Annotated in this window: 18 protein-coding genes; 4 read left to right on the forward strand and 14 right to left on the reverse strand. The window is 70.9% G+C overall.

What is annotated here, in order from left to right:
* Nucleotides 1-71: 71 nt before the first annotated feature.
* Nucleotides 72-779 (forward strand): TetR family transcriptional regulator, encoded by a 708-nt coding sequence (locus tag AB0Q90_RS04835; protein ID WP_363159015.1) that lies wholly within the window; start codon nucleotides 72-74, stop codon nucleotides 777-779.
* Between the two features lie 22 nt (nucleotides 780-801).
* On the opposite strand, the gene AB0Q90_RS04840 is transcribed toward AB0Q90_RS04835, so the two are convergent.
* The 4 genes from AB0Q90_RS04840 to AB0Q90_RS04855 are packed head-to-tail and all read right to left on the reverse strand — an operon-like array spanning nucleotide 802 to nucleotide 5,160.
* Nucleotides 802-2,055, reverse strand: coding sequence for a nucleotide sugar dehydrogenase (locus AB0Q90_RS04840; RefSeq protein ID WP_363159016.1), 1,254 nt, complete (start codon nucleotides 2,053-2,055; stop codon nucleotides 802-804).
* Nucleotides 2,056-2,083: 28 nt separating this feature from the next.
* Nucleotides 2,084-3,091 (reverse strand): NAD-dependent epimerase/dehydratase family protein, encoded by a 1,008-nt coding sequence (locus AB0Q90_RS04845; protein WP_363159017.1) that lies wholly within the window; start codon nucleotides 3,089-3,091, stop codon nucleotides 2,084-2,086.
* Between the two features lie 42 nt (nucleotides 3,092-3,133).
* Complete coding sequence (locus AB0Q90_RS04850) at nucleotides 3,134-4,099, reverse strand: glycosyltransferase family 2 protein (protein WP_363159018.1); 966 nt, start codon at nucleotides 4,097-4,099, stop codon at nucleotides 3,134-3,136.
* A complete protein-coding gene (locus AB0Q90_RS04855; RefSeq protein WP_363159019.1) occupies nucleotides 4,096-5,160 on the reverse strand; it encodes a glycosyltransferase in 1,065 nt (354 codons plus the stop codon). Before AB0Q90_RS04855 ends, AB0Q90_RS04850 begins: the two co-directional genes overlap by 4 nt.
* Before the next feature lie 266 nt (nucleotides 5,161-5,426).
* Between AB0Q90_RS04855 and AB0Q90_RS04860 the strand changes: the two genes are divergently transcribed.
* Complete coding sequence (locus tag AB0Q90_RS04860) at nucleotides 5,427-6,311, forward strand: class I SAM-dependent methyltransferase (RefSeq protein WP_363159020.1); 885 nt, start codon at nucleotides 5,427-5,429, stop codon at nucleotides 6,309-6,311.
* A 122-nt stretch (nucleotides 6,312-6,433) separates the two neighbouring features.
* Entirely contained in the window at nucleotides 6,434-7,633 is a 1,200-nt protein-coding gene (locus AB0Q90_RS04865) for an O-antigen ligase family protein (RefSeq protein WP_363159021.1), read from the forward strand.
* Here the strand turns inward: AB0Q90_RS04865 and AB0Q90_RS04870 are convergent.
* Nucleotides 7,618-9,126, reverse strand: a complete 1,509-nt coding sequence (locus AB0Q90_RS04870; protein WP_363159022.1) for an oligosaccharide flippase family protein — start codon at nucleotides 9,124-9,126, stop codon at nucleotides 7,618-7,620. The two genes, AB0Q90_RS04865 and AB0Q90_RS04870, sit on opposite strands and share 16 nt — an antisense overlap.
* Nucleotides 9,113-10,141, reverse strand: coding sequence for a hypothetical protein (locus AB0Q90_RS04875; RefSeq protein WP_363159023.1), 1,029 nt, complete (start codon nucleotides 10,139-10,141; stop codon nucleotides 9,113-9,115). Before AB0Q90_RS04875 ends, AB0Q90_RS04870 begins: the two co-directional genes overlap by 14 nt.
* Nucleotides 10,142-10,211: 70 nt before the next feature.
* Between AB0Q90_RS04875 and AB0Q90_RS04880 the strand changes: the two genes are divergently transcribed.
* Nucleotides 10,212-11,009, forward strand: a complete 798-nt coding sequence (locus AB0Q90_RS04880; protein ID WP_363159024.1) for a hypothetical protein — start codon at nucleotides 10,212-10,214, stop codon at nucleotides 11,007-11,009.
* Here the strand turns inward: AB0Q90_RS04880 and AB0Q90_RS04885 are convergent.
* The 8 genes from AB0Q90_RS04885 to AB0Q90_RS04920 form a co-directional block, all read right to left on the reverse strand.
* On the reverse strand, nucleotides 10,924-12,402 hold the full coding sequence (locus tag AB0Q90_RS04885; RefSeq protein WP_363159025.1) for a Wzz/FepE/Etk N-terminal domain-containing protein: 1,479 nt from the start codon (nucleotides 12,400-12,402) through the stop codon (nucleotides 10,924-10,926). The genes AB0Q90_RS04880 and AB0Q90_RS04885 overlap by 86 nt on opposite strands.
* A 9-nt stretch (nucleotides 12,403-12,411) precedes the next feature.
* Nucleotides 12,412-13,569 carry a hypothetical protein gene (locus AB0Q90_RS04890; RefSeq protein WP_363159026.1) on the reverse strand — a complete coding sequence of 386 codons (1,158 nt, stop codon included), beginning with the start codon at nucleotides 13,567-13,569 and terminating at the stop codon, nucleotides 12,412-12,414.
* The gene (locus tag AB0Q90_RS04895) at nucleotides 13,566-14,732 is read right to left on the reverse strand and encodes a glycosyltransferase (RefSeq protein WP_363159027.1); all 1,167 of its coding nucleotides are present in this window, start codon (nucleotides 14,730-14,732) and stop codon (nucleotides 13,566-13,568) included. The genes AB0Q90_RS04890 and AB0Q90_RS04895 overlap by 4 nt, the downstream gene beginning before the upstream one ends.
* Nucleotides 14,732-16,078 (reverse strand): sugar transferase, encoded by a 1,347-nt coding sequence (locus tag AB0Q90_RS04900; RefSeq protein WP_363159028.1) that lies wholly within the window; start codon nucleotides 16,076-16,078, stop codon nucleotides 14,732-14,734. Before AB0Q90_RS04900 ends, AB0Q90_RS04895 begins: the two co-directional genes overlap by 1 nt.
* A 200-nt stretch (nucleotides 16,079-16,278) precedes the next feature.
* Nucleotides 16,279-17,265, reverse strand: a complete 987-nt coding sequence (locus AB0Q90_RS04905; RefSeq protein ID WP_363159029.1) for an aldo/keto reductase — start codon at nucleotides 17,263-17,265, stop codon at nucleotides 16,279-16,281.
* A 76-nt stretch (nucleotides 17,266-17,341) separates the two neighbouring features.
* A complete protein-coding gene (locus AB0Q90_RS04910; RefSeq protein ID WP_363159030.1) occupies nucleotides 17,342-18,004 on the reverse strand; it encodes an NUDIX domain-containing protein in 663 nt (220 codons plus the stop codon).
* A gap of 83 nt (nucleotides 18,005-18,087) precedes the next feature.
* Nucleotides 18,088-18,741 (reverse strand): phosphoribosyltransferase, encoded by a 654-nt coding sequence (locus AB0Q90_RS04915; protein ID WP_363159031.1) that lies wholly within the window; start codon nucleotides 18,739-18,741, stop codon nucleotides 18,088-18,090.
* Nucleotides 18,742-18,827: 86 nt separating this feature from the next.
* A complete protein-coding gene (locus tag AB0Q90_RS04920; protein ID WP_363159032.1) occupies nucleotides 18,828-20,669 on the reverse strand; it encodes an ABC transporter ATP-binding protein in 1,842 nt (613 codons plus the stop codon).
* Nucleotides 20,670-20,740: the final 71 nt, after the last annotated feature.

A 20,740-nucleotide genomic window follows, 5' to 3' on the forward strand; every position in this document is an offset into this window, starting at 1 on the left:
CCGTATACGTACACGATGCGCCCCTGTTGCCCTAGAGTCAACACAAGCGCGGAACCGCCTGGAGGCGACTCGTGGCCAAGGAACAGGCCGAGCAACCCGGTCCGGCGCGACGCGCCAGCGACCGGGGCCGGTACGGCCGGCTGAGCCGTGAGCGCGTGCTGGCCAGCGCGCTGGAACTGGTGGACCGGGAGGGGCTGTCCGCGCTGAGCATGCGCCGGCTCGGCGCCGAGCTCGGGGTGGAGGCGATGGCGCTCTACCGGTACGCGGCGAGCAAGGACGCCCTCCTGGACGGCCTGGTCGAGGCCCTGTACCTCGAACTGGAGGAGCGCCTGGCCGCCGAGGCCCCTCCGCCCGCGTGGCAGGAGGAGCTGCGCCGCGTCGCGCGGACGACCTACGACGTCTGTCTCGCCCACCCGCAGGCGGTGCCCCTGCTCGCCACCCGCATGCTGGCGGTTCCGCTGGCGCAGCAGCCGGCCGCCGTACTGCGCCATCACGAGCGCGTCCTGGCGTCGCTGAGCCGTGCCGGACTGGACAGCGCCCGCGCGGCGGCCGTCTTCCGGGCCTTCACCGCCTGGCTGCTCGGATATGTGACCGTGGAGCTGCGGCCCATGGTGGACAACCCCGACGAGTCCGATCCGGCCTTCCGACTCGGTCTGCACCGTCTGTCGTCCCGGGAGCTGCCCACGCTCCGCGAGACCGCTCCCGCACTGGCCGAGCCGGGCGGTCCGGAGGGTCTGGCGGCCGGTCTTGACGCTCTCCTCGCGGCATTCGGCGAGTAGCACGGCGAGGCGATCCGCGGCTTCACAGCAGTGCCGCGCGCGAGCGGGTGCAGCCCCGGGTGTCCAGGGTGAGCGGCGCGGCGGCGACGATGGCGTCCAGGTCGTACGCCGCGTGGGGCTGGAGCAGGATGGTGAGGTCGGATGCCGCCGCGGCCCGCGCGATGTCCGTCGCCCGGGCGACGGGCTCGCCGTCCACGGCGAAACGGGGCACGTAGGGGTCGTGGTACACGACGTCCGCCGCCTCGGCCCGCAGCCGACGGACGATCGGGCAGGCCGGCGTCTCGCGCAGGTCGGAGATGTTCTCCTTGTACGTCACGCCGGCCAGCAGGACCGCGGCGCCGCGCAGCGACCGGCCGGCGCCGGCGAGCACGTCGGCGGCGCGCCGGACCACGTACTCGGGCATGCCCCGGTTGATCTCCTGCGCCAGTTCCACCAGCCGCACCCTGCTGCCGGCGGCCCGCGCCCGGTGGACGAGATAGTCCGGGTCGACCGGGATGCAGTGCCCGCCGACGCCGGGCCCGGGGCGGAAGGACTGGAAGCCGAACGGCTTGGTGGCCGCGCACGCGATCGCGTCCCAGAGGTCGACGCCCAGGTCGTGGGCCACGACGGCGAGTTCGTTCACCAACGCGATGTTGACGTTCCGATAGGTGTTCTCCAGCAGCTTGGCCATCTCCGCCTCGCGGGTCCCCCTGGCCACCACCACCGTGTCGCAGATCTTGCCGTAGAAGGCCGCGGCGGCCTGGGTGCAGCCGGGGGTGAGTCCGCCGACGACCTTGGGGGTGTTGCGCAGGCCGAATCCCCTGTTGCCCGGGTCGATGCGCTCCGGTGAGAAGGCCAGGTGGAAATCGGCCCCGGCGGTGATTCCCGCGGTCCGCTCCAGGAGCGGGCGGACCACCTCCTCGGTCGTGCCCGGGTAGGTCGTCGACTCCAGCACCACCAGCATGCCCGGATCGACGTGCGGGGCGAGCGCGGTGGCGGCCCGGCGGACCGGGGCGAGGTCGGGGGTGCCGTCGGCGAGCAGGGGGGTGGGCACACAGATGACCACGGTGTGCGCACCGGCGAGCACGGACGGCTCGTCCGTGGCGGTGAAGCCGGCGGCGAGCATGCTCCGGACGTCGGCGTCGGGCACGTCGTCCACGTGGGACCGGCCCGCGTTGAGGCCGGCCACGACCAGGGGGTTCTCGTCGTATCCCGCCACGCACAGCCCGGACCTGGTTGCCTCACGGGCCAGCGGGAGGCCGGTGTAACCGAGCCCGATCACGGAAAGGTCCCTCATCTGGACTCCCTGATACCTGCCGTGGCTGCTACCTGACGTGGGCCCGACGTCTGCCGTTCCGGCCGGTCACGGCCTCCCGGAGCCTCGCGAGCCGGTCGGCCGCGACGGCCGCGATCACCTCGTCGAGGCTCGTCCGGGGCCGGAACCCGATCAGCTCGCGGGCCCTGGTCGTGTCGGGCATCCGCCGCTCCATGTCCTCGAAACCGGGCCCGTAGGCCTGCGCGTAGGGAACGTGCACGATCGGAGCCCGCGAACCGGTGACCCGCAGGACCCGCTCGGCGAGCTCCCGGACGGTGACCTCCTCCGTGCTGCCCAGGTTGAACACCCGGCCGTGGGCGCGTACGTCCGCGGCCAGCGCCACCAGGGCGGGGACGATGTCGTCGACCGCGCAGAAGCACCGGCGCTGGGTGCCGTCGCCGTGGACGGTGAGCGGGCGGCCGGTGAGTGCCTGCTCCACGAAGGTGGGTACGACCATGCCGTAGTGGCCGGTCTGGCGGGGGCCGACGATGTTGAACGGCCGCACGATGACGGCACGCAGGCCGTGCCGCTGCCAGTAGCAGTAGGCCATCAGCTCGTCGAGTCCCTTGGCGGCGGCGTAGGACCAGCGGCTCTTGAGGGGCGAGCCGAGGACCCGGTCGTCGTCCTCGCCGAGGCGGTCCTTGGTGTTCTTGCCGTACACCTCGGACGAGGATGCGAGCAGCAGCCGCGCCCCCTGGCGCGACGCGGCGTCGAGAACGGTCTCGGTGCCCCGCAGGTTCTTGTGCAGGGACTCCAGCGGCCGGTCCACGACGGTGCGGACGCCGACCGCGGCGGCCAGGTGGAAGACGGTGTCACAGCCGTCCGTCGCCGCCTCCACGGCGGCCTCGTCGAGGATCGAACCCCGGATCGCGGTCACGGCGGCCGCGGACCGCGCGAGGTTCGCCATCGAGCCGGTGCTGAAGTCGTCGAGCACGACCACCTCGTGCCCGAGGCCCAGCAGGTGGTCGACGAGATGCGAACCGATGAAACCCGCGCCGCCGGTGACGAGAGCCTTCATGGGGATTGCCCTCCACGTCTTCATGGGGGTCGCCCTGCACGTTTACATCGTAAGCATACGATGCAGATCGCGCAGCAGCCAGCGGACGAACTCCCGGTACGCCACCGCCGTCTCCCTGATCTCCGACCGTCTGCGGCGCAGCCCTCCCCTGGCGAGTCGGCCGGGCAGCTCGATCAGGAAAGTCAGGGCCACGAGGAGCCGGGCGTCGCGCCGCGGCCAGTACCGGAACGCGTAGAGGGTCCGACTGCACAGCAGGTGGCCGAGGCCCCGGCCGCCCGTTTTGTCGGAGCTGACATGTTCGGCGTGGTAGACGCGCGCATCCGCGAGAAAGTACGACGCCCAGCCGCGCCGACCGGCCCGCAGGGCGAAGTCCACTTCTTCGAAGTAAAGGAAGAAGCGCTCGTCGAAGCCCCCGAGCTCGACGAACAACGGCAGGCGCACGAGATAGAAGGCGCCTATGACCTGGTCGACGGATCTGGTGGAGGAGATGTCCTCGGCTCGCAGGTGGTGGGGCGGGAACAGGGCGGGGAAGTGCCGGTAGAGGCCGGTCATGCCGCCGACGACGACGCGCAGGGTGGGGAACCGCGAGCAGGAGATGGCGGTACGGCCCTCGGCGTCCACGATCCGGGCGCCGCAGATACCGGCCCTCCGTGCCGCCTCGGTCCGCAGGAATTCGCCGGCAGCGCTCAGGGTGTCCGGGTACAGCCTGGTGTCCGGGTTGAGGAAGAGGAGGTAGTCCGCGTCGCAGAGCAGCGCGCCTTGGTTGCAGGCGGCGGCGAAGCCCCGGTTGCGGCCGTTCCTGATCACTCGTAGCCGGAGTCCGGGAAGGTCCAGGGCGCGGGCGGAGTCGTCGTGGGAGGCGTTGTCCACGACCACGACCTGGCCGACGGACAGCCCGGACCGGTCGGTGCGGGCGATCGAGCGCAGGCACTCGCGCAGATAGTCGCCGGTGTTCCAGTTGACGATGACGATGTCGACCGCCGGTGGCCGCCGACCGTACCCGGTCATCGCGCCACCGGCCCGGGTTCGACCGCCGCCTCCCACCGGGAGAGCCACGCGTCGTAGGAGTACCGCCGGCACACCGCTTCACGGGCCCGGCGCCCGAGCCGCTCGCGGCTGGCCGCCGAGCCGTCCAGCAGGCCGGTGATCGCCTCGACCCAGTCGGCCGTGGTGCGCGCCGCGGGCATCCCGAACAGCGACAGGATCTCGGCGTTCACCCCGAGCGGACTGGCCACGGCCGGTGCGCCCGCGGCGCCGTACTGCAGGAGCTTGTAGCCGCACTTGCCGAGACTGTAGGAGGCGTCCGGCAGCGGCATGAGTCCGATGTCGATGCCGGCGAGAGCGGTCCGCTGGCGCTCGGGCGTCCACGCGACCCGGTCGATGATGGTCTCCAGGGGGCCGAGGCGGGGATCACTGGTGCCGACGAGCGTCAGCCGGGCGCCGGTCCGACGGTGCACCTCGGTCAACGCGTCGGCGATCAGGAGCAGATACACCTCGTTGTTCGGTGTACCGACCCAGCCCAGCCGAGGCGGGTCGTGCAGGGTGTACGAGGGCTTCAGGGTGTAGTCGTCCGGTTCGACGCAGCTCGGGATCACGACGACGTCGCGGTGGTGCTGGGAGGCCCAGTCCGCCAGGACGGCGTTCCCGGCGATCACCCGGTCCGCGTAGCGCATGGCGATCCGCACCTTCTCCGCCTTCGGTGCCAGCCGCCGCACCCACCCTCCGGCGCCGTGATCCCACTGCAGGGCGTCGTCGAAGTCGTAGACGGCGAACTCGGATCGGGTGAGCAGTTCCCGCTCCCACCACCCCCGGCTGAGCGGTGATGCCTCGCGGTGCAGCAGCAGCCGTCGCGACCGGCCCGCCGCGATCTCCCGCAGGCGCAGCTCCGCGCACAGGAGGGACACCGGGCGCCGGGCCAGCCGCGAGGGCCTGGCGTCGTGGAGCGAGAGATAGCTGCTGACGGTGAAGGTCATGCCCGTGCGGTCCAGCCATTCGAAGACACGGGCGCGCGAGCTCCCGCAGATCCGGCCGTAGGGGGTGACGGCGCAGCGGTCCAGGTAGCGGCTCATGGGACTCGCTCCACAGGAGTGCGAACCATGTTTACGACGTATACTGACAGCGTCGTCGATCGTGGGACCGAAGGCAAGTCGGCACCGCGACGGCACTGCGGCACAAGCAGTCACCCCGGGAGCGCGAAATGGCCCTGGCGACTTTGGATCGCATCAGCCCGTTTCTGAGATGTCCGCGTTGTCGATCACCTCTGGCGAACGAGGCCGGCATGCTGCGATGCGCGTCTCTCGCCTGTCCGTGCCACTCCCCTGACGCCTTTCCCGTGGTGGGGAGCTGGCCCCTGCTCGTCGACTTCGAGCGCAGCATCCTGCGCCGTGACGAACTGGTCCTGGCGACGGAGCGCGCCGGTACCGTGCTGCGCGGCGACATTCCCGCTCCCGCGATAGAACGGCTGCCGACCGCACTGCGCGGGGTGTGGAGACCGCTCAACCGGGTGGCGGCGCGCAATGTCGACCGGCTGCTGGGGCTGCTGCCGGGCCGCTCCCCCCTGCTGCTCGTCGTGGGCGGCGGGACCATCGGCAACGGCGTGACCTCCGCGTACGCCGATCCGCGCGTACAGGTGGTCGGCTTCGACATCGTCGGCAGCCCGCACACCCAGTTCGTGGCGGACGCCCACCAGATCCCGCTGGCCGACAAAAGCGCGGACGCCGTGCTGGTCCAGGCGGTCCTGGAGCATGTGCTCGACCCCGGCCGGGTCGTCGCGGAGATCCACCGCGTACTCAAGGACGGCGGACTCGTCTACGCCGAGACCCCGTTCCTGCAGCAAGTGCACGCCGGGGCCTACGACTTCCTCCGTTTCACGGCGAGCGGCCACCGCTATCTCTTCCGGCGGTTCGAGGAGCTCGACGCCGGATCGGTCGCGGGGCCCGGTACCCAACTGCTCTGGAGCGTCGACTACCTCGTCCGAGGGCTGACTCGCTCCACGACCGCCGGCCGGCTGGCCCGCGCCGCGTTCTTCTGGCTGCGCCTTCTGGACACGCTCGTCCCGCCGCGCCAACAGGCCGACAATGCGTCGGCGTTCTACTTCCTGGGCCGCAAGAGGGACCGTGACATGTCGCCCGAGGAAATCGTCGCGTACTACCGAGGCGCGCAGACCCGCAGGCCCCGGCAGCGCCGTGCCCGGACCTCGTCGAGAGCCGGATCGTCATGACCGCCCGGCCTCAAGCCCGGCCCGGACTCCGGCCGGTTGGACGCAGGGAACGAGCCGCCGTCGCGCCGCCGCGAACGCCGCTGAAGCCGAGGCTCACGGCCGGCAGGCACCGCATCATTCTCATGCTGGTGCTGCTCGCCGCCGCGATGCCGATCCGCGCCATAAGCCCCAACTCCGTCATTCGCTCGCTGTCCGTACTGGATCTCCTTCTCCTCGTCGCGGCGGTGACGCTCGCCCTCGACTGCGCCGTACGGCCGTTGAACATCGGCTACCCGCGGCTGTTCGCCCTGCTGTGCGTTCCCCTGCTGGTGTGCTGCCTGTCGCTGATGTGGTCCCAGGACACGGCAGCCACGCTGCGCGCCACGCTCGTCTACCTGGAGGGGATCGTCGCCTATCTCTTCGTGCTGCGGGAGCTGGACGGGGTGTCGCCGAGCCGGGTGATGACCTATATCAAGCGGTACAGCTATCTGGTCATCGTCCCGGCGGTGCTCCTGCTGCTGCACACCCCCGGATTCGCTCCGGCACAACCGGGTCTCGACCCCACGTCGGGCGACTACCTGTCCTACTACAGCCGCCTCTCGCATCCGGTACTCGGCAGGTCGAACAATCTGGCAACCGTGCTGGCGTTCTTCGTTCCCGTACTTCTCTACTGGGGACACAAGCACCACGACCGCCGCTTCACCAGGGCGGGATTCATCACGCTCATCGCCGTGACGCTCACTCTGTCGCGGGGCGTCACGCTCGCCCTGCTCGTCATGGCGCTGCTTGCGGCACTGGGGAATGTCGTCCGCAATCACCGCATCGAAAGCCGGACGCTGGGCAAGACGGTCACGGCGCTGGCGGTCGCCGTCGCGGGCGTGGCGCTGCTCCAGCGGTTCAATCCCTATACACGTGAGTTCTTCGGCGACAGGTTCAGCGGATCCAACATTTTCATCCGCTCGGAACTCGCGGAGAAGGCGATGGCAAAGGTCGCCGAGCGCCCCCTCCTCGGCTACGGCGGCGGTGTGACACCCGACCACGATCCCTATCTGGCCATAGGCGTCCACAACACCTATCTCCAGCAGGTGGTGTATTTCGGCCTGCCACTGGGGTTGCTGGTCTCCCTGTCGCTGGTGGGCGTGGCGCTCTTCTTCTTCTCCCGGTGGCAGCTCGGGGGAATCAACCGGGCCATCGGTTTCGCCCTGCTCGCCCAACTGCTGATCTTCGTCACCGAATCGAGCTTCGAGGGCACCGACCTGCGGCTGATCTTCTACCTGTCGATCGGACTGGTCACCGCGCTGGCCCGCGCCTGTGACGCGGAGGAACCTCACCTGCGGTGCTGACGTCGGGCGGCGGCGCGCGCCGAGGCGGCGGCGAAACGCCATGTTTCCAGGAGCAGTTGCCGGTCCAGCGCGGCCATGCCGACGACGAACAGGAACACGGCGCATCCGCCGCCCAGGAGCCCCGACCACAGGTCGGCACCTTCCCGGAGCGCGATCACCCAGCCCACCGCGGCCGAGCAGATCCCCACGCTGACGGGGACGAGCAGGGGGCGGACCAGGCGCACATGGATGCGCCGAGTCGCCGCCCTGCCCAGGACCACCGCCTCCACCACCGCGGACGCGCCCCAGCCGATCCCGATGGAAACCGGGCCGATCACGGGAAGCAGCGGCAGCGTCACCGCGAACCAGAGGACGGTCTGCACGAGGGTCGCGCGCAGCACTGCCGTGGCATCCCCGACCGCGTAGAGGTACCCCTGCGTGGCCACCGACACGCAGCCGCCGATCGCCAGCGCGAGACACGCCCCCGGGATGATCGTGGTCGCCTCCGTCCACTGCTCCCCGAACACCCCGGGCACCAGCCCGGGAGCGGCAGCGGTGAGGCCGGTGAGGACGAAGCCCGTGCCCACCGCCGCGATGCCCAGGGCCCGTTCCACCAGGGGAACCACGTTCTCCTTCTGCGAGACCAGCCGGGACATGGTGGGGAACGAGACCCGCCACAGTGCCTGAAAGATCAGGTCGGGGACCTGTATCAGCCGGTGGGCGAGGACCCAGAGCCCGAGCGTCGAAAGGCCGCTGATCGCCGCGACGGAGGCGTTGAGCGCCTGGCCGCGCACCAGCAGGGTGGCGTCGACCGCTTGGAAGCGCAGGCCGAACCCCAGCAGGGGCTTGATCAGACGGAAGGACGGCCGGGGCCGTACCAGGCCCTCGGGGCAGGCCCAGGCCATGGCGATCCCGCCGGCCAGGGCCCGTACGACGGTCGCGGTGGCCAGCCCCCAGACACCGAAGCCGGCGACCACGGTGCCGACCGCCCAGGCCTGGTAGAAGGCCACTTCCGCCACTTCCACGACCACCAGGCGGCGAAAGAGCAGGGCCCGCTCCAGCAGGATCCGGCCCGGCAGTTGAAGCGCGGCGAACGGCAGCGAGGTCATCATGACCGCGGTGACCCAGCCGACCCGGCCGAAGGCCGGCGCGACGGCGAGGGCGGCCACGACCATCACACCCGTCACGGTGGTCTGCAGGGCGGTCAGCGCGCCCAGTTCGGCGTCGCTCGGCGGCTCGGCCCGGCGGATGAGGCCGATCCCGAGGCCGCCCTGGGACAGCATCGAGGCGAAGAGCACGAACGACATGCCGATCGCGACCACGCCGAAGTCCCGTGGGTCGAGCAGCCGGGCGACGACGATGTTGCCTGCGAGCGCGAGGAGCATGATGAGTGCGCCTCGGGTGGCGACGACGATCACACCGGCCGTCGCGCGGTCCTCCAGTTCGGCTCGTGTGAGGTCGGCTTGCTCCTGGAGCCCGTTGTCGGTGTCCGGCCTTGCCTCATGGTGCGGCATGCCGCATGCCCAGGCGGGCGAGACGCGAACGGATCCGGAATCTGCCCAGTTGACGTCTGCCGTTGTCGCGGACGAAGGCGGTCGTACCCGCGCGGCGCCGGTCGGCGGCGGCGGCCCACCCCTGCCGCAGCCGGAGCGGCAGCTGCCCGGGATCCAGACGGAGCGTCACATCCGGGGCCAGAAGCAGCCGGCTCAGCAGTGCCGAGTACACCGTGTTGGGCGTCGCCTTCAGCCAGGGCTTCGCGAGTACGTGGTGCAGCAGGTACGGCTCGGCGCCGTCGCCGTATCGGCAGGCGAGGGTCCGTTCATCGACGAGGTTCACCCCCGGAAACGGCGGATGCGGGGCAAGTCGGTGCTCCAGGAAGAGCAGTTCGGCGGATTCGAACCGGGCGGCGAGCAGCGCGTTGAGCACGTCCTGGTCGGCGAAATAGAAGGGGTCGTCCAAAGACCCCCGGCCGTATCGTGTGCCTTCCACGCCGATTGCGTTCTGTCCCTCGGTCCATTCGGGCAGCAGCCGGCTGCTCAGCGCATCGGGGAACGCGACGAAACCCGCGTTGAGATAGGGCTGTCGGCGCATCGGTCCGAGGCCGAGAACGGAAGCCCACTCGGGATAGAAGCGGACGTCGTTGGGCGGATCGTTCACGAAACCCACGACCCGGCCCGCGCGTGCCGCTTCGACGAGTTCGGAGAGATGTCCGGTGACGATGATGTCCGCGTCGATCAGGATCGCGACTTCGGCCGGGCGCTGCACCGGGCCCGCCGGGGCGAGGAAGACCGGGTGCTGTTCCGAGGCGGGGGCGGGGAGCAACTCGACGTGGTCGGCGAGGAGTTCTCGCTGACCGGGGGTGAGGCCGGCATCCACCACGAAGAGCGGCTCGTCGTGGCCCACGAGGCGCAGTGAGTTCAGCAGCGCGACCAGGCCGGGAAAGAATCTCCGATCGGAGACGGAGTAGAATGCGGTGCCCGATTTCGGCGCGACAGGAACATCCGTCTTCGGCGCGATAGGGACATCCATCGTCCGCCCCTTTCTTCCAGCCATGGTAATGCGTGTCGCGGCCCTTGTCGCTTCGGGCTAGCCTGGTGCCATGGCAATCGAGCGGGTGGTTGTTTTCCAGTTCCATCACAGTCCGCTGGTTTGCAGAGCCAACGTCGAGATGCTGCGCCGGCTCAACCCCAAAGTCGCCGTCCATGGAATTCTCGGCGCGCCTGCCGGTCTCCGCCAAAGGGCGCTGCGGCTGACGAGTGAACGGCTCGTGGGGTTCGACAGTCTGTACACGTCCCGCCATTCCGGGTACTGGAATTGGAAGAACTGCGATCTGGTCGTTCTGGACTGGTTCCGCGAGGTCGGTCGGTACGAGACCTTCGACGTCGCCCATGTCGTCCAGTGGGATCTGCTGCTCACCGAGCCGCTCGACCGCCTCTACGCGTCCGTGCCGCCGGAGTCGCTGGGACTCACCGCCCCCGTTCCGCTCTCCGAGGTCGACGACGACTGGCGTTGGATCAGCGAACCGGAGGAGGCACGCCAGTGGGCGGAGTTGCTCGCGTATGCGCGCGACCGCTTTGACTACGACGGCGTCCCGCACGCCTGTATCGGCGGCGCCGTGTGTTTCCCGAGGGCCTTTCTTGAGGACTACGCCGCCGCCGACCCCCCGGACCTGTGCATCGAGGAGCTGCGGATGCCGCTGTTCGCGCAGCTGTTGGGCCACCCGGTGACGGACACCGGGTTCTGGCGCCGGAACGACCCGGACCTCGACCCGTTCTTCAACCTGGGCGGGCCGCCCATCGAACCGGCCACCATCACCGCCGAGTTGGCGAAGCCAGATGGTCACCGTGTCTTCCATCCCGTGGTTCGGCGGGTGAACGGTCTGCGCCGAGCGGCGTGACCAGCGGCGCGGTCTGCCGGCCGTCCTGGGCATCGGTGCGTGTGCGCTCCCGGTGAGCGGACCAGTCGGGGCCGCTTCGGCGGGCGGGATCGCTGAGGACCGCGCCCACGACGGTGACGCCGTGCGTCCGCAAACCCTGGACGGACGCGTCGAGTTCGTCGCCGCGGGTCGCCTTCGCCCTGACCACGATCACGGCCTGCCCGGCCACGCGCGCGACGACGGCGGCATCGGCCCGCGTCAGCACGGGAGGCGCGGCGAGGATCACGACGTCCGCACGGTGTCCGAGCTCCTCGCACAGATCGTCGAGCGCCCGTTCCTGAAGCACCACCGCTTCAGGGGCCCCGTCGTCCGCTCCGCCGTCGGCGAGTACGCGCAGCGGCAGGTCCTCGCGCCAGCATTGGAGGGCGCGGTCGAGCGCGACTCGGCCGTTCAGCACATCCTTGAGCCCCATCGCTCCCGGGAGCCCCAACGCCCTGGCGAGGCGCGGCGCGTGGAGATCGGCGTCGACCAGGATCACCGAGTCCCCGCCCTGCGCGACGGCGATCGCGATGCCCACGGCGGTGGCGGCCATGTCCTCGCCGTCCCTCGGCGCCGTCACCGCGTAGACCCCGCCGAAGCCGGCCGACCGAAGGCTGACGGCGGCCAGCCTGTAGTCCTCGACCACCGGCAGCGAGGCCCGCGCGTCCGGCGGCGGGGCCTGCTCGCGAAGGTCTCCGGCACGGGGAACGACGCCGAGCACCGGGATGTCCGTCGCCCTGGCCACGTCCTCGGCGTCGTGCACCCGCCGGTCGGTGATCTCACGGAGCACCGCCCAGGCGATGCCCAGGACAAGGCCCACGACCAGTCCCAGCACGATGTCCAGGGCCCTGTGCTGCGGCACCAGTTGGGCCGGTGCCCGCTCCGGCTGGAGCGCCTCGACCCCGACCTCGGTGCCGCCGGCCGTCGCGCTGTCGGTGCCGCCGGCGGCGACCACGACATCGGCGAACACCGGCCCGATGGACTCGGCGATCGCAGTCGCCCGCTGAGCCGACCCGTCCTCGACGGTGACCTTGATGATCGCCGTGCTCGCCGGATTGGACGCGGTGATCTGCGACCGGAGGGTCTCGACCGAGTAGGGCAGGCCCAACTCGTCGATGAGCGCTTCGAGCACCTGCTCACTGGTGAGCAGGGTCGAGTAGGACTGGGCACGCTCCTCGGCGAGCAGCGCCCCCTGGTAGGCCTGGGTGAGATCGGTACCCGGGTTGTCGACCGTCACGATCATCTCGGTCTTGGCCGCGTACGACGGATCCTTCAGCCAGGCGACGGCCGCGCCGCCCGCCGCGCCGAGAGCGGCCAGCAGTACAAGGGCGACCCAGTGCCGGAGGAACAGCTGGAAATACGCTCTGAGGTCCATGTCGCTCCTTCACCACGCTTGTCGATGCACCGGGATGTCTTCGAGGAGGTCTTCCAGCGGGCGAAGCGCGATGTCCCAGGTGAGCTGCCTCGCCTGGGCATACGCCTCGTCGCTGAGTGCTCGCCACCGCCGCTCGTCGGTCAGCGTGGCGATCACCGAGCCGAAGGTCCGCTCGGTGTAGACGACGGATCCGCGCAGGTTCTCCAGATGGCGACGCCACGCGGGCACCAGGACGGGAAGTCCGGCGGCCAGGTAGTCCAGGTGCTTCGCGGAGAAACCCGAGCGCCGCAGCGGGTCGTCGGTGCAGGTGATCAGCCCCAGTTGGTACCGGCTCAGGATGTCCGGCGAGGTGTGGCCGAGGTAGTTCAGGCCCAGTTCGGGATCCGGCGCCGGTCCGCCGTAGACGTCGATGTACGGGTATACGCGGGCCAGCCGGGCGAGCAGCGGGAGGTCGATGAACCGGGATCCCAGGGAGCCGAGATAGACCACTCGCGGTGGTGTGCGGAATCGGGCCCGCTCGGCCGGGAGAGCACAGCCGAAGTTCATGACCATCACGTTGTCGCCGGCGAGGCCGTAGCGCTCGCGGGCGTAGCGGGCGTACGACTCCCAGTGGAAGCTGAGATGGTCGACCCGCTCGAAGAGCGTCTTCTCCCGCCGCCTCAGCTTCGCGTGCTGGCGCTCGGTGAGCCGCTCCTCGTAGAACAACTCGTCCGCCCAGGGGGTGGGGCAGTCGTAGAGTGTCTCGGCGGTGGTGCCGGCGGTCAGCACGTCGGCGTCGTGGGGCGTTTCGCAGATGACGAGGTCGAAGTCGTCGAGAGGCAGGGACGACTTGAGGATGGCGCGTCGCATCCGGTGGTTGGCGAGCAGCAGGGGGTACGAGAGCCGTCGCCGCCCGAACCCCCACCGCCCGGTCAGCGCCTTCGTCGCCGCCTCCACCGCGTAGAGGACCAGTTTCCTGGGGCGCGGGGCGGGCAGTTTGCGCCGGAGGGAACCTGTCGTGCTGGACGCCCGGCTCAGTGAGTAGGTGTCGACGAGCCGGACTTCGTGTCCCCGTTCGCGCAGGAAGTGCTCGATCGCGACCGGCTTCAGGCTGTTGGCATAGCCGTCCAGCTCGCCGATGACGAGGACGCGCCGGGGGTGGTCGTTGCGCCGCTCCATGGCGCTCAACCGCCCTCCTGCGCGGCCCACGCGGCGCGGGCCCTGTCGTACACATCGCTCATGCGCTCGACGACCTGGTGCACGCTGTGGTGGCGGCAGACATGGTCATGGGCCTGCTCGCCCCGGTCCCGGCAGCGGGCCCGGTCCGCCAGGAGACGGGCCACGGACTCCGCGAGCGCTCCCGGGTTCTCCGGGGGCACCAGGGCGTCCGACCGCTGCTGCGCGGGCAGGGATTCCGCCGCTCCCGGCACGTCGGTGACGACGACGGGGCAGGAGCACGCCATGGCTTCGAGGGGGGCGAGGGCCATGCCCTCCCAGCGTGAGGGCAGCACCAGCAGGTCCGCGGCGAGATACCAGTCGAGCGGATCGTCGACGTCTCCGGTGAACCGGACGGTCGCGGGCGCCCCCGCCGCGAGCGCCGTGCGGTCGGGCCCCTCCCCCACGAGCACCAGCAGGGCCCCGGGCACCCGCTCCGTGATCCTCGGCCACGCCTCCAGCAGCACGTCCTGCGCCTTCTGTCGGCACAGGCGGCCCACACACACGGCCACCGGCGCGGCAGGCGCGACACCCAGCCGGGTCCGTGCCCGGCTCTGCGCGGAGGCCTCCGCCGCAGCGAAGTGATCGAGATCGACTCCGTTCGGTACGACCGTGTAGCGGGCCGTGACTCCGGCGGCCCGCCCCTCGGCCCGCTCGCCCTCGCTGACGCAGACCAGCTGGTGGGCCCATCGGCTCCCGAGCCGCTCCCATTCCACCGTGGCCCAGCGCAGGGCTCCGGAGACCGCGTCGAAGGACCACGCGTGCGGCTGGAAGACCGTGGGAAGCGATCCGCGCAGCGCGAGCCGTCCGGCGAGACCCGCCTTGGAGCTGTGCAGATGCACCAGGTCCGGGCCGACCGAGCCGACGATGCGGCGCACCGCCGCCACCTCCCGCGCGACGGCGGGGCCGGGTGCCGCGGACGCCTCCCAGGCGATCGTCTCGGCTCCGTTCGCCACTGCCGTCCGTGACAGCCGGCTGGCGGGCCGGCAGGCGACGACCACGCGATCGCCCCTCGCCCGCTGCCCGGCGGACAGCGCGGCCACGAAACTCGCCACCCCGCCCTCGCTGGACTGCGCGATGTGCAGCACCGTGCGTCCGTCGCGGGCCGTGCTGGGGGCACCGGTCGCGGGCGGCATCAGTAAGCACCGGATCCGCGCACGACTGCGGGCGGTGTCCGCAGGAGGATCTTGGCATCGAGTGCGGGCGTCCAGTTCTCGACGTAGCTCATGTCGAGCCGGGCCCGGTCCTCGGCGGACAGCCGGGACCGTCCGCTCACCTGCCACAGCCCGCTCAGCCCGGGCTTGACCAGGAGCCGGCGGCGGCCTTCGGTGCCGAGTGCCATGATCTCCTCGGCCAGCAGCGGGCGCGGGCCCACCAGTGACATCCGGCCCGCGACGACATTGAACAGCTGGGGCAGTTCGTCCAGCGAGCAGCGCCGCAGGACCGTGCCCACCCTGGTGACGCGCGGGTCGTCGGTCATCTTGAAGAACGGGCCGTCGCCGTACTGGTTGAGACTGACGAGTTCGGCCTTGCGGCGCTCCGCGTCCTGGTACATCGTGCGGAACTTCAGCACGGTGAACGGACGGCCGCCAAGCCCGATGCGACGGTGGCAGAAGAGTGCGGGGCCGGGGCTGTCGATCCGGATCGTCAGCGCGACGGCCAGCATCAACGGGGACAGCAGGACGAGCAGAAGTGCGGCGAGCAGCCGGTCGGTCAGCTCTTTGGGGATCCGCCGGGCTCTGGAGAGCGTGGGTCCGCGCACGTGCAGCAGCGGTACTCCGTTGACCGGCCAGACCGCCAGCCGCGAGGGCACCACGTCGGCGAGCACCGGCGCCAGGACCAGGGCCACGCGCTCCCGTCGCAACTGCCAGGACAGCTCCCGCACTTCGGCGGCACCGACCTCGGGACCCGGTACGACGACGACCGCGTCGCAGCGGGTCCGCCGCACTGTGTCCATCAACGCGTCCAGGCCCCCGTAGACCTGGACGCCCAGCACGGTCACCGCGTCGGAACGGGCGGGATCCGTCAGGCAGGCGCCGACGATCCGGAGGTTCGTCGCGCTCTTGCGACGCAGTACCGAGATGAGCTCGACGGCCCGCCGGGCGGGCCCCACCACGAGGACCCACCGCGGGTCCCTCCCGACAGGTGTCCAGTGCCGCTCCCCCGAGCGCAGGGCGAGTGTCAGCGCGGCGGTGACCGGCAGCGCCACCAACGCATCGCGCAGCATCTCGTCGTCCTGGACGGCCCACCACACCGCGCCGGACCCCGCGGCGGCCGTCCCCGCGGCCCGCCACACCCGGCCGAACTCCTCGGTGCCGGTGCGCACGCGGTGCGGCTCGTACGCACCGCATGCACCGAGGCACAGGAGCCAGACACCGGGCAGCACCGCCGCCAGCGCCCACTCGTCCCCTAGCGGGCCCAAAGCGACGGAGACGATCCCCGCGGCAACCGCATCGCCCATCAAGACGGCCAGGATCACCATTCCGGAACCGTGCGAGGGATGCGGCCGCCCGGTCCGGGGCACAGTCCTGCGGCTTGCCATCAGGGACATCTCGGCCCTCCGGATCCTCCACACGTAGCTCGTATACTTACGCCGTATATGTCGATATTGCGACGATATTCCCGGGCCGTCAAGCCATCGGCGCGCTACTCCCTACCTGCGGAAACGGGCGCACGCCCCGCTCAGTGCGCCGCGTCCAGCCGCGCCCGCTGCTCTGCCGTCAGCTCCAGATCCACCGCGGCCAGGTTCTCCTCCAGCTGCGCCACCGACGACGCCCCGGCCAGCGGGACGATCGGGAGCTCGCCCCCGATCTGCCAGGCCAGGACGACCTGGTTGACGGTCGCGTCGGCCTCCTGCGCGACCTCCCGCAGCACCTTCAGCCGGGCCGGGGTGCCCGGGTGGTCGTAGTCCGGGGGCAGCGGCTTGTCCTGCCGGGTGTAGGCGCCCGCGAGGAGCGGGGAGTAGGCGACCAGGGTGAGGCCGGGCTCCTCGCGCAGATAGCCGAGCAGTTCCGCGCCCGCGTGGCCGAGGCTGCCGTCGGGGAAGAGGTCGCTCGGCATGTCGAAGCGGGGGCGCAGATGGCTGTGCTGGTACTGGAGGACCTCGTAGCCGGGCAGTCCGGCCGCGGCGGCCAAGGCGCGGGCCCGTTCCACCCGCCACATGGCGTGGTTGCTGACGCCCAGCAGACCGACCGTGCCCTCGGCGACCAGCTCGGCGAACCCCTCGACCGTCTCCCGCAGGGGCACCCGCTGGTCCTCGATGTGCGCGTAGAGCAGGTCGATCCGCTCCACGCCGAGCCGTTCCCGGCTGCGTTCGGCGGCCTCGCGGATCACCTTCGCCGACAGTCCCTCCGGGTTGTCGACATAGCCCGTGCCCGGGGCCAGGGGGCGGGCGCCGAGCTTGGTGGCGATGACGATCTCGTCGCCGATGCCCCGGCTGCGCCGCCACCGGCCGAGCAGTTCCTCGCTCTGGCCGCCCTGGCCGCCGTCCTCCCAGAAGGCGTAGTTGTCGGACGTGTCGACGAAGTTCCCGCCGGCCTCGACATAGCGGTCGAGTACGGCGAAGGACGTCTCCTCGTCCGTGCGCGAGCCGAACAGCATCGCGCCGAGCGCGAGGACGCTGACCTCGCGCCGGGCCTTCGGATCGGTGCCGATCGTGCGGTACTTCATGCCGGATCCTCCCGTTCGTGGTGTGCGAGAAGGAGTCTTCAGCTTGAAGCGCTCTCCAAGTCAAGTGCCGGGCCGGTTACTTGGCGAACGGCCCCTCCAGCGCCGCCCATTGGAGCAGCATGATGGTCTTGGCGTCGGCGATCTCCCCGGCGCGGATCATCTGCAGGGCGCTGCGGAAGGGCAGTTCGAGGATCTCGATGTCCTCGCCCTCCTCGTCAAGACCGCCGCCCTCGTGGGTGTGGGTGGACGGACCGTACTCGGCCGCGTAGAAGCTCACGCGCTCGGTGACCGAGCCGGGGCTCATATAGACGTCGAAGACATGGCGGACCTCGCCGATGGTGTGCCCGGTCTCCTCCACCACCTCGCGGCGTACGGCGATCTCGGGGTGCTCGTCATCGTCGTCGAGGAGGCCTCCCGGGGTCTCGACGAGCATCCCGTCGGGGTGGCCGTTGACATAGATCGGGAAGCGGAACTGGCGGGTGAGCAGCACCGTTTCGCGCTCGGCGTCGTACAGGAGCATCGTGGCGCCGTTGCCGCGGTCGTGGGTCTCGCGCTCCTGGGTGCTCCAGGTGCCGTCGGCGTGCCGGAAGTCGAAGGTGGTGGTCCGCTCGACGTACCAGTGGCTGGACAGCAGTCTCACGTCCCGCACCTTCACGCGCGGGTTGCCGGTCAGGTCCAGGCCGGTCCGGTCGAGTCCGGTGCGGCCGCGGCGGTCGGGGGTGTCGATTCCGGCGGTCATCGGGGACCGGCCCCAGCAGAAATGGTCATGCCTGCTTTTACCATCACGGGCGGGTCGGAACCGCTTTCACCACCGCGGGCGGGTCAGCCCTCGGCGGTCGAGTGCAGTGCCGCGAGGACGTCGTTGTCCGTGAGCTGTCCGAAGTCGTCGTACCACAGGCCTACGGCCATGAAGTCGGGCGGCCGGTGCAGACAGACGACGGCGTCGGCCTCCGGGCCCATCAGGTCGGCGCCCTCGGGCGAGCAGACCGGCACGGCCAGCAGGACGCTCGCCGGCGACTGCCCGCGCACCCAGCGCAGCGCGGCACGCGCCGTGGCTCCCGTCGCCAGGCCGTCGTCGACCACGACGACGGTGCGTCCGCGCAGGTCGAGGGCGGGGCGGCCGCGCCGGTAGAGCTGTTCACGGCGGTGCAGCTCCGCGCGCTCGCGGTCGACGACCGGGGCCAGCTCCGCGGCGCTCAGGCCGAGCAGGCCGAGGGTGCGGTCGTCGAAGACCGGGGGGTCGTCCCCGGCGATCGCGCCGACCCCGAGTTCCTCCTGGAAGGGGGCGCCGATCTTGCGTGCGACGAGCACGTCCAGCGGGGCGTCCAGTGCCCGGGCCACCTCCTGGGCCACGGTCACGCCCCCTCGGGGCAGGGCCAGGACGACGGGGTCCGTCAGCTCGCCCTTCGCCTGTCGGCTCCGCAGCTCCCCGGCCAGCTCCTGCCCGGCCTGCCTGCGGTCACGGAACAGCGTCATGGTCGTCACGTCCTTCCCACACCGCGGGGTCCGCGTACCCCGGGGGCGGGGCATCGATACACCCCCGGGGGCGGGAAGGCGCCGGCTCAGGAAGCCGCCCTCGCGTCCGCCGGCGTGCCCTCCGGCTCGTCCACGGCCGCGTCGTCGAGGAAGCCGCCCGACTGGTGCTGCCACAGCTTGGCGTAGGCACCCTCCTGGGCGAGGAGTTCCTGGTGGGTGCCCTGCTCGACGATCCGTCCGCGGTCCAGGACGACCAGCCGGTCCATGCCGGCGACCGTGCTCAGCCGGTGCGCCACCACGAGCGCCGTACGCCCTTCCATGAGCCGCCACAGCGCCTCCTGGACGAGGATCTCGCTCTCGGAGTCCAGGGCGCTGGTCGCCTCGTCGAGCAGCAGGATCGGCGCGTCGCGCAGGATGGCCCGGGCGAGGGCGACCCGCTGGCGTTGGCCGCCGGAGAGCTTGATGCCGCGCTCGCCGACCATGGTGTCGAAGCCGTCCCGCAGCCCGTCGGCGAACTCCGTGACATGCGCCGCCTCGGCCGCGCGGCGGATCTCCGCCTCGGTGGCGTCCGGCCGGGCGAACGCGATGTTCTCCCGCAGCGTGCGGTGGAACATCGCCGGGTCCTGCGGCACGTACGCGATCAGGCTGCGCAGGTCGGCCTGGCGCAGCCGGGTGACGTCCTGGCCGCCGATCAGGATCCGGCCGCCGTCGATGTCCGTCATCCGCAGCAGCAGCCGGGTGAGCGTGGTCTTGCCGCCGCCGGAGCGGCCCACGAGGCCGATCCTGGTCCCGCTGGGCACCGTGAGGTCGAGGCCGTCGAAGAGGGGCCGGCCACCGGCGTGGGCGAAGGTGACCCGCTCGAAGCGGACGTCGGCGGCACCGGACAGCAGCGGCTCCGGTGCCGGCGGGTCGAGCACGGTCGGCGGCGTCAGCAGCAGCTCGGTGAACTGCGCGGCCTCCGTCATCGAGTTCTCCATGCGCCGGTAGATCTGGTTGAACTCGAACATGATCCGGGTCGCGTTGCTGTAGTACGCGAAGGCGACGACGACCGCCTCCACGCCGTGCTGCCCTGCGCCCAGGGCGACCGCGAGCAGCAGGCCCAGGGCGTTGGTCAGCACGGACATCGGCGCGACGAGGGTGTCGATGCGCAGATTGCCGTAGTCCCACGAGCGCAGGGTGAGCCGGCGGGAGGTCGCGACGCGCGAGCGGTGCTCGGCGGCCTCGCGTTCCTCGGCGGCGAACGCCCGGACCGTGTCCATGTTCATCAGGCTGTCGGCGACATGCCCGGACACCCGGGCGATCGCCTCCTCGCGCTGGGCGACGAGCGCCTGGCGACGGCGGATGAGGGGCACCACGCACACCGCCGTGATCGTGATCATCACCAACAGCCCTACGACGAGCAGCGGTTCGTAGCGCCACAGCACCACCGACCCGAAGGTCAGCGGCACGAGGCTGCCCACGATCTGGAAGGTCAGCGTGTCGACGAAGGCCTCGAAGCGGGAGGCGAAGCTCAGCACGCGCTTGGTGAGCGATCCGGCGTAGTTGTTGTGGAAGAACGCGGCGTCCTTGGCGAACAGCTCGTCCATGCCGATCACATACAGGTGCTCGATACCGAGCGCGTCGAGGCGGTTCAGACAGTGCAGGGCGACACGCCAGAGCGCCTCCGAGAACAGCAGGACGCCGGCGAAGCCGAGGACGTACGGCAGTGTCGAGTCGACGGCGATGGCGGAGTCGTCCGCGATGCTCGCGACGAGCTTCGCGACGATGAGCGGCGCAATGTAGTTGAGGCCGATGTTGCCGAGCGCGGTGAGCAGCATCGTGGGCAGCGTCAGCCGGCGCAGACGGGTCAACTCCCGTCCGTAGTAACGAAGCGCGAGGATCACCGAGCCCTTGCTCGGTGTGGCCTTGCGTAATTCAGGTGATTCCATCCCAACTCCCCCCGGGGTGCACGGCAGTGTCCCGCGCCGGCGGCCGTGGAGTCCAAGCGTTTTCCGGCTGG

The organism is Streptomyces sp. NPDC079141, from assembly GCF_040686775.1.
Lineage (GTDB): Bacteria > Actinomycetota > Actinomycetes > Streptomycetales > Streptomycetaceae > Streptomyces.

Coding starts and splice junctions, on each gene's coding strand:
- AB0Q90_RS04840 (WP_363159016.1), bottom strand. CDS start 2,055: ATGAGGGACCTTTCCGTGATCGGGCTCGGTTACACCGGCCTCCCGCTG.
- AB0Q90_RS04845 (WP_363159017.1), bottom strand. CDS start 3,091: ATGAAGGCTCTCGTCACCGGCGGCGCGGGTTTCATCGGTTCGCATCTC.
- AB0Q90_RS04850 (WP_363159018.1), bottom strand. CDS start 4,099: ATGACCGGGTACGGTCGGCGGCCACCGGCGGTCGACATCGTCATCGTC.
- AB0Q90_RS04855 (WP_363159019.1), bottom strand. CDS start 5,160: ATGAGCCGCTACCTGGACCGCTGCGCCGTCACCCCCTACGGCCGGATC.
- AB0Q90_RS04865 (WP_363159021.1), top strand. CDS start 6,434: ATGCTGGTGCTGCTCGCCGCCGCGATGCCGATCCGCGCCATAAGCCCC.
- AB0Q90_RS04870 (WP_363159022.1), bottom strand. CDS start 9,126: ATGCCGCACCATGAGGCAAGGCCGGACACCGACAACGGGCTCCAGGAG.
- AB0Q90_RS04875 (WP_363159023.1), bottom strand. CDS start 10,141: ATGGATGTCCCTATCGCGCCGAAGACGGATGTTCCTGTCGCGCCGAAA.
- AB0Q90_RS04880 (WP_363159024.1), top strand. CDS start 10,212: ATGGCAATCGAGCGGGTGGTTGTTTTCCAGTTCCATCACAGTCCGCTG.
- AB0Q90_RS04885 (WP_363159025.1), bottom strand. CDS start 12,402: ATGGACCTCAGAGCGTATTTCCAGCTGTTCCTCCGGCACTGGGTCGCC.
- AB0Q90_RS04895 (WP_363159027.1), bottom strand. CDS start 14,732: ATGCCGCCCGCGACCGGTGCCCCCAGCACGGCCCGCGACGGACGCACG.
- AB0Q90_RS04900 (WP_363159028.1), bottom strand. CDS start 16,078: ATGGTGATCCTGGCCGTCTTGATGGGCGATGCGGTTGCCGCGGGGATC.
- AB0Q90_RS04905 (WP_363159029.1), bottom strand. CDS start 17,265: ATGAAGTACCGCACGATCGGCACCGATCCGAAGGCCCGGCGCGAGGTC.
- AB0Q90_RS04910 (WP_363159030.1), bottom strand. CDS start 18,004: ATGACCGCCGGAATCGACACCCCCGACCGCCGCGGCCGCACCGGACTC.
- AB0Q90_RS04915 (WP_363159031.1), bottom strand. CDS start 18,741: ATGACGCTGTTCCGTGACCGCAGGCAGGCCGGGCAGGAGCTGGCCGGG.
- AB0Q90_RS04920 (WP_363159032.1), bottom strand. CDS start 20,669: ATGGAATCACCTGAATTACGCAAGGCCACACCGAGCAAGGGCTCGGTG.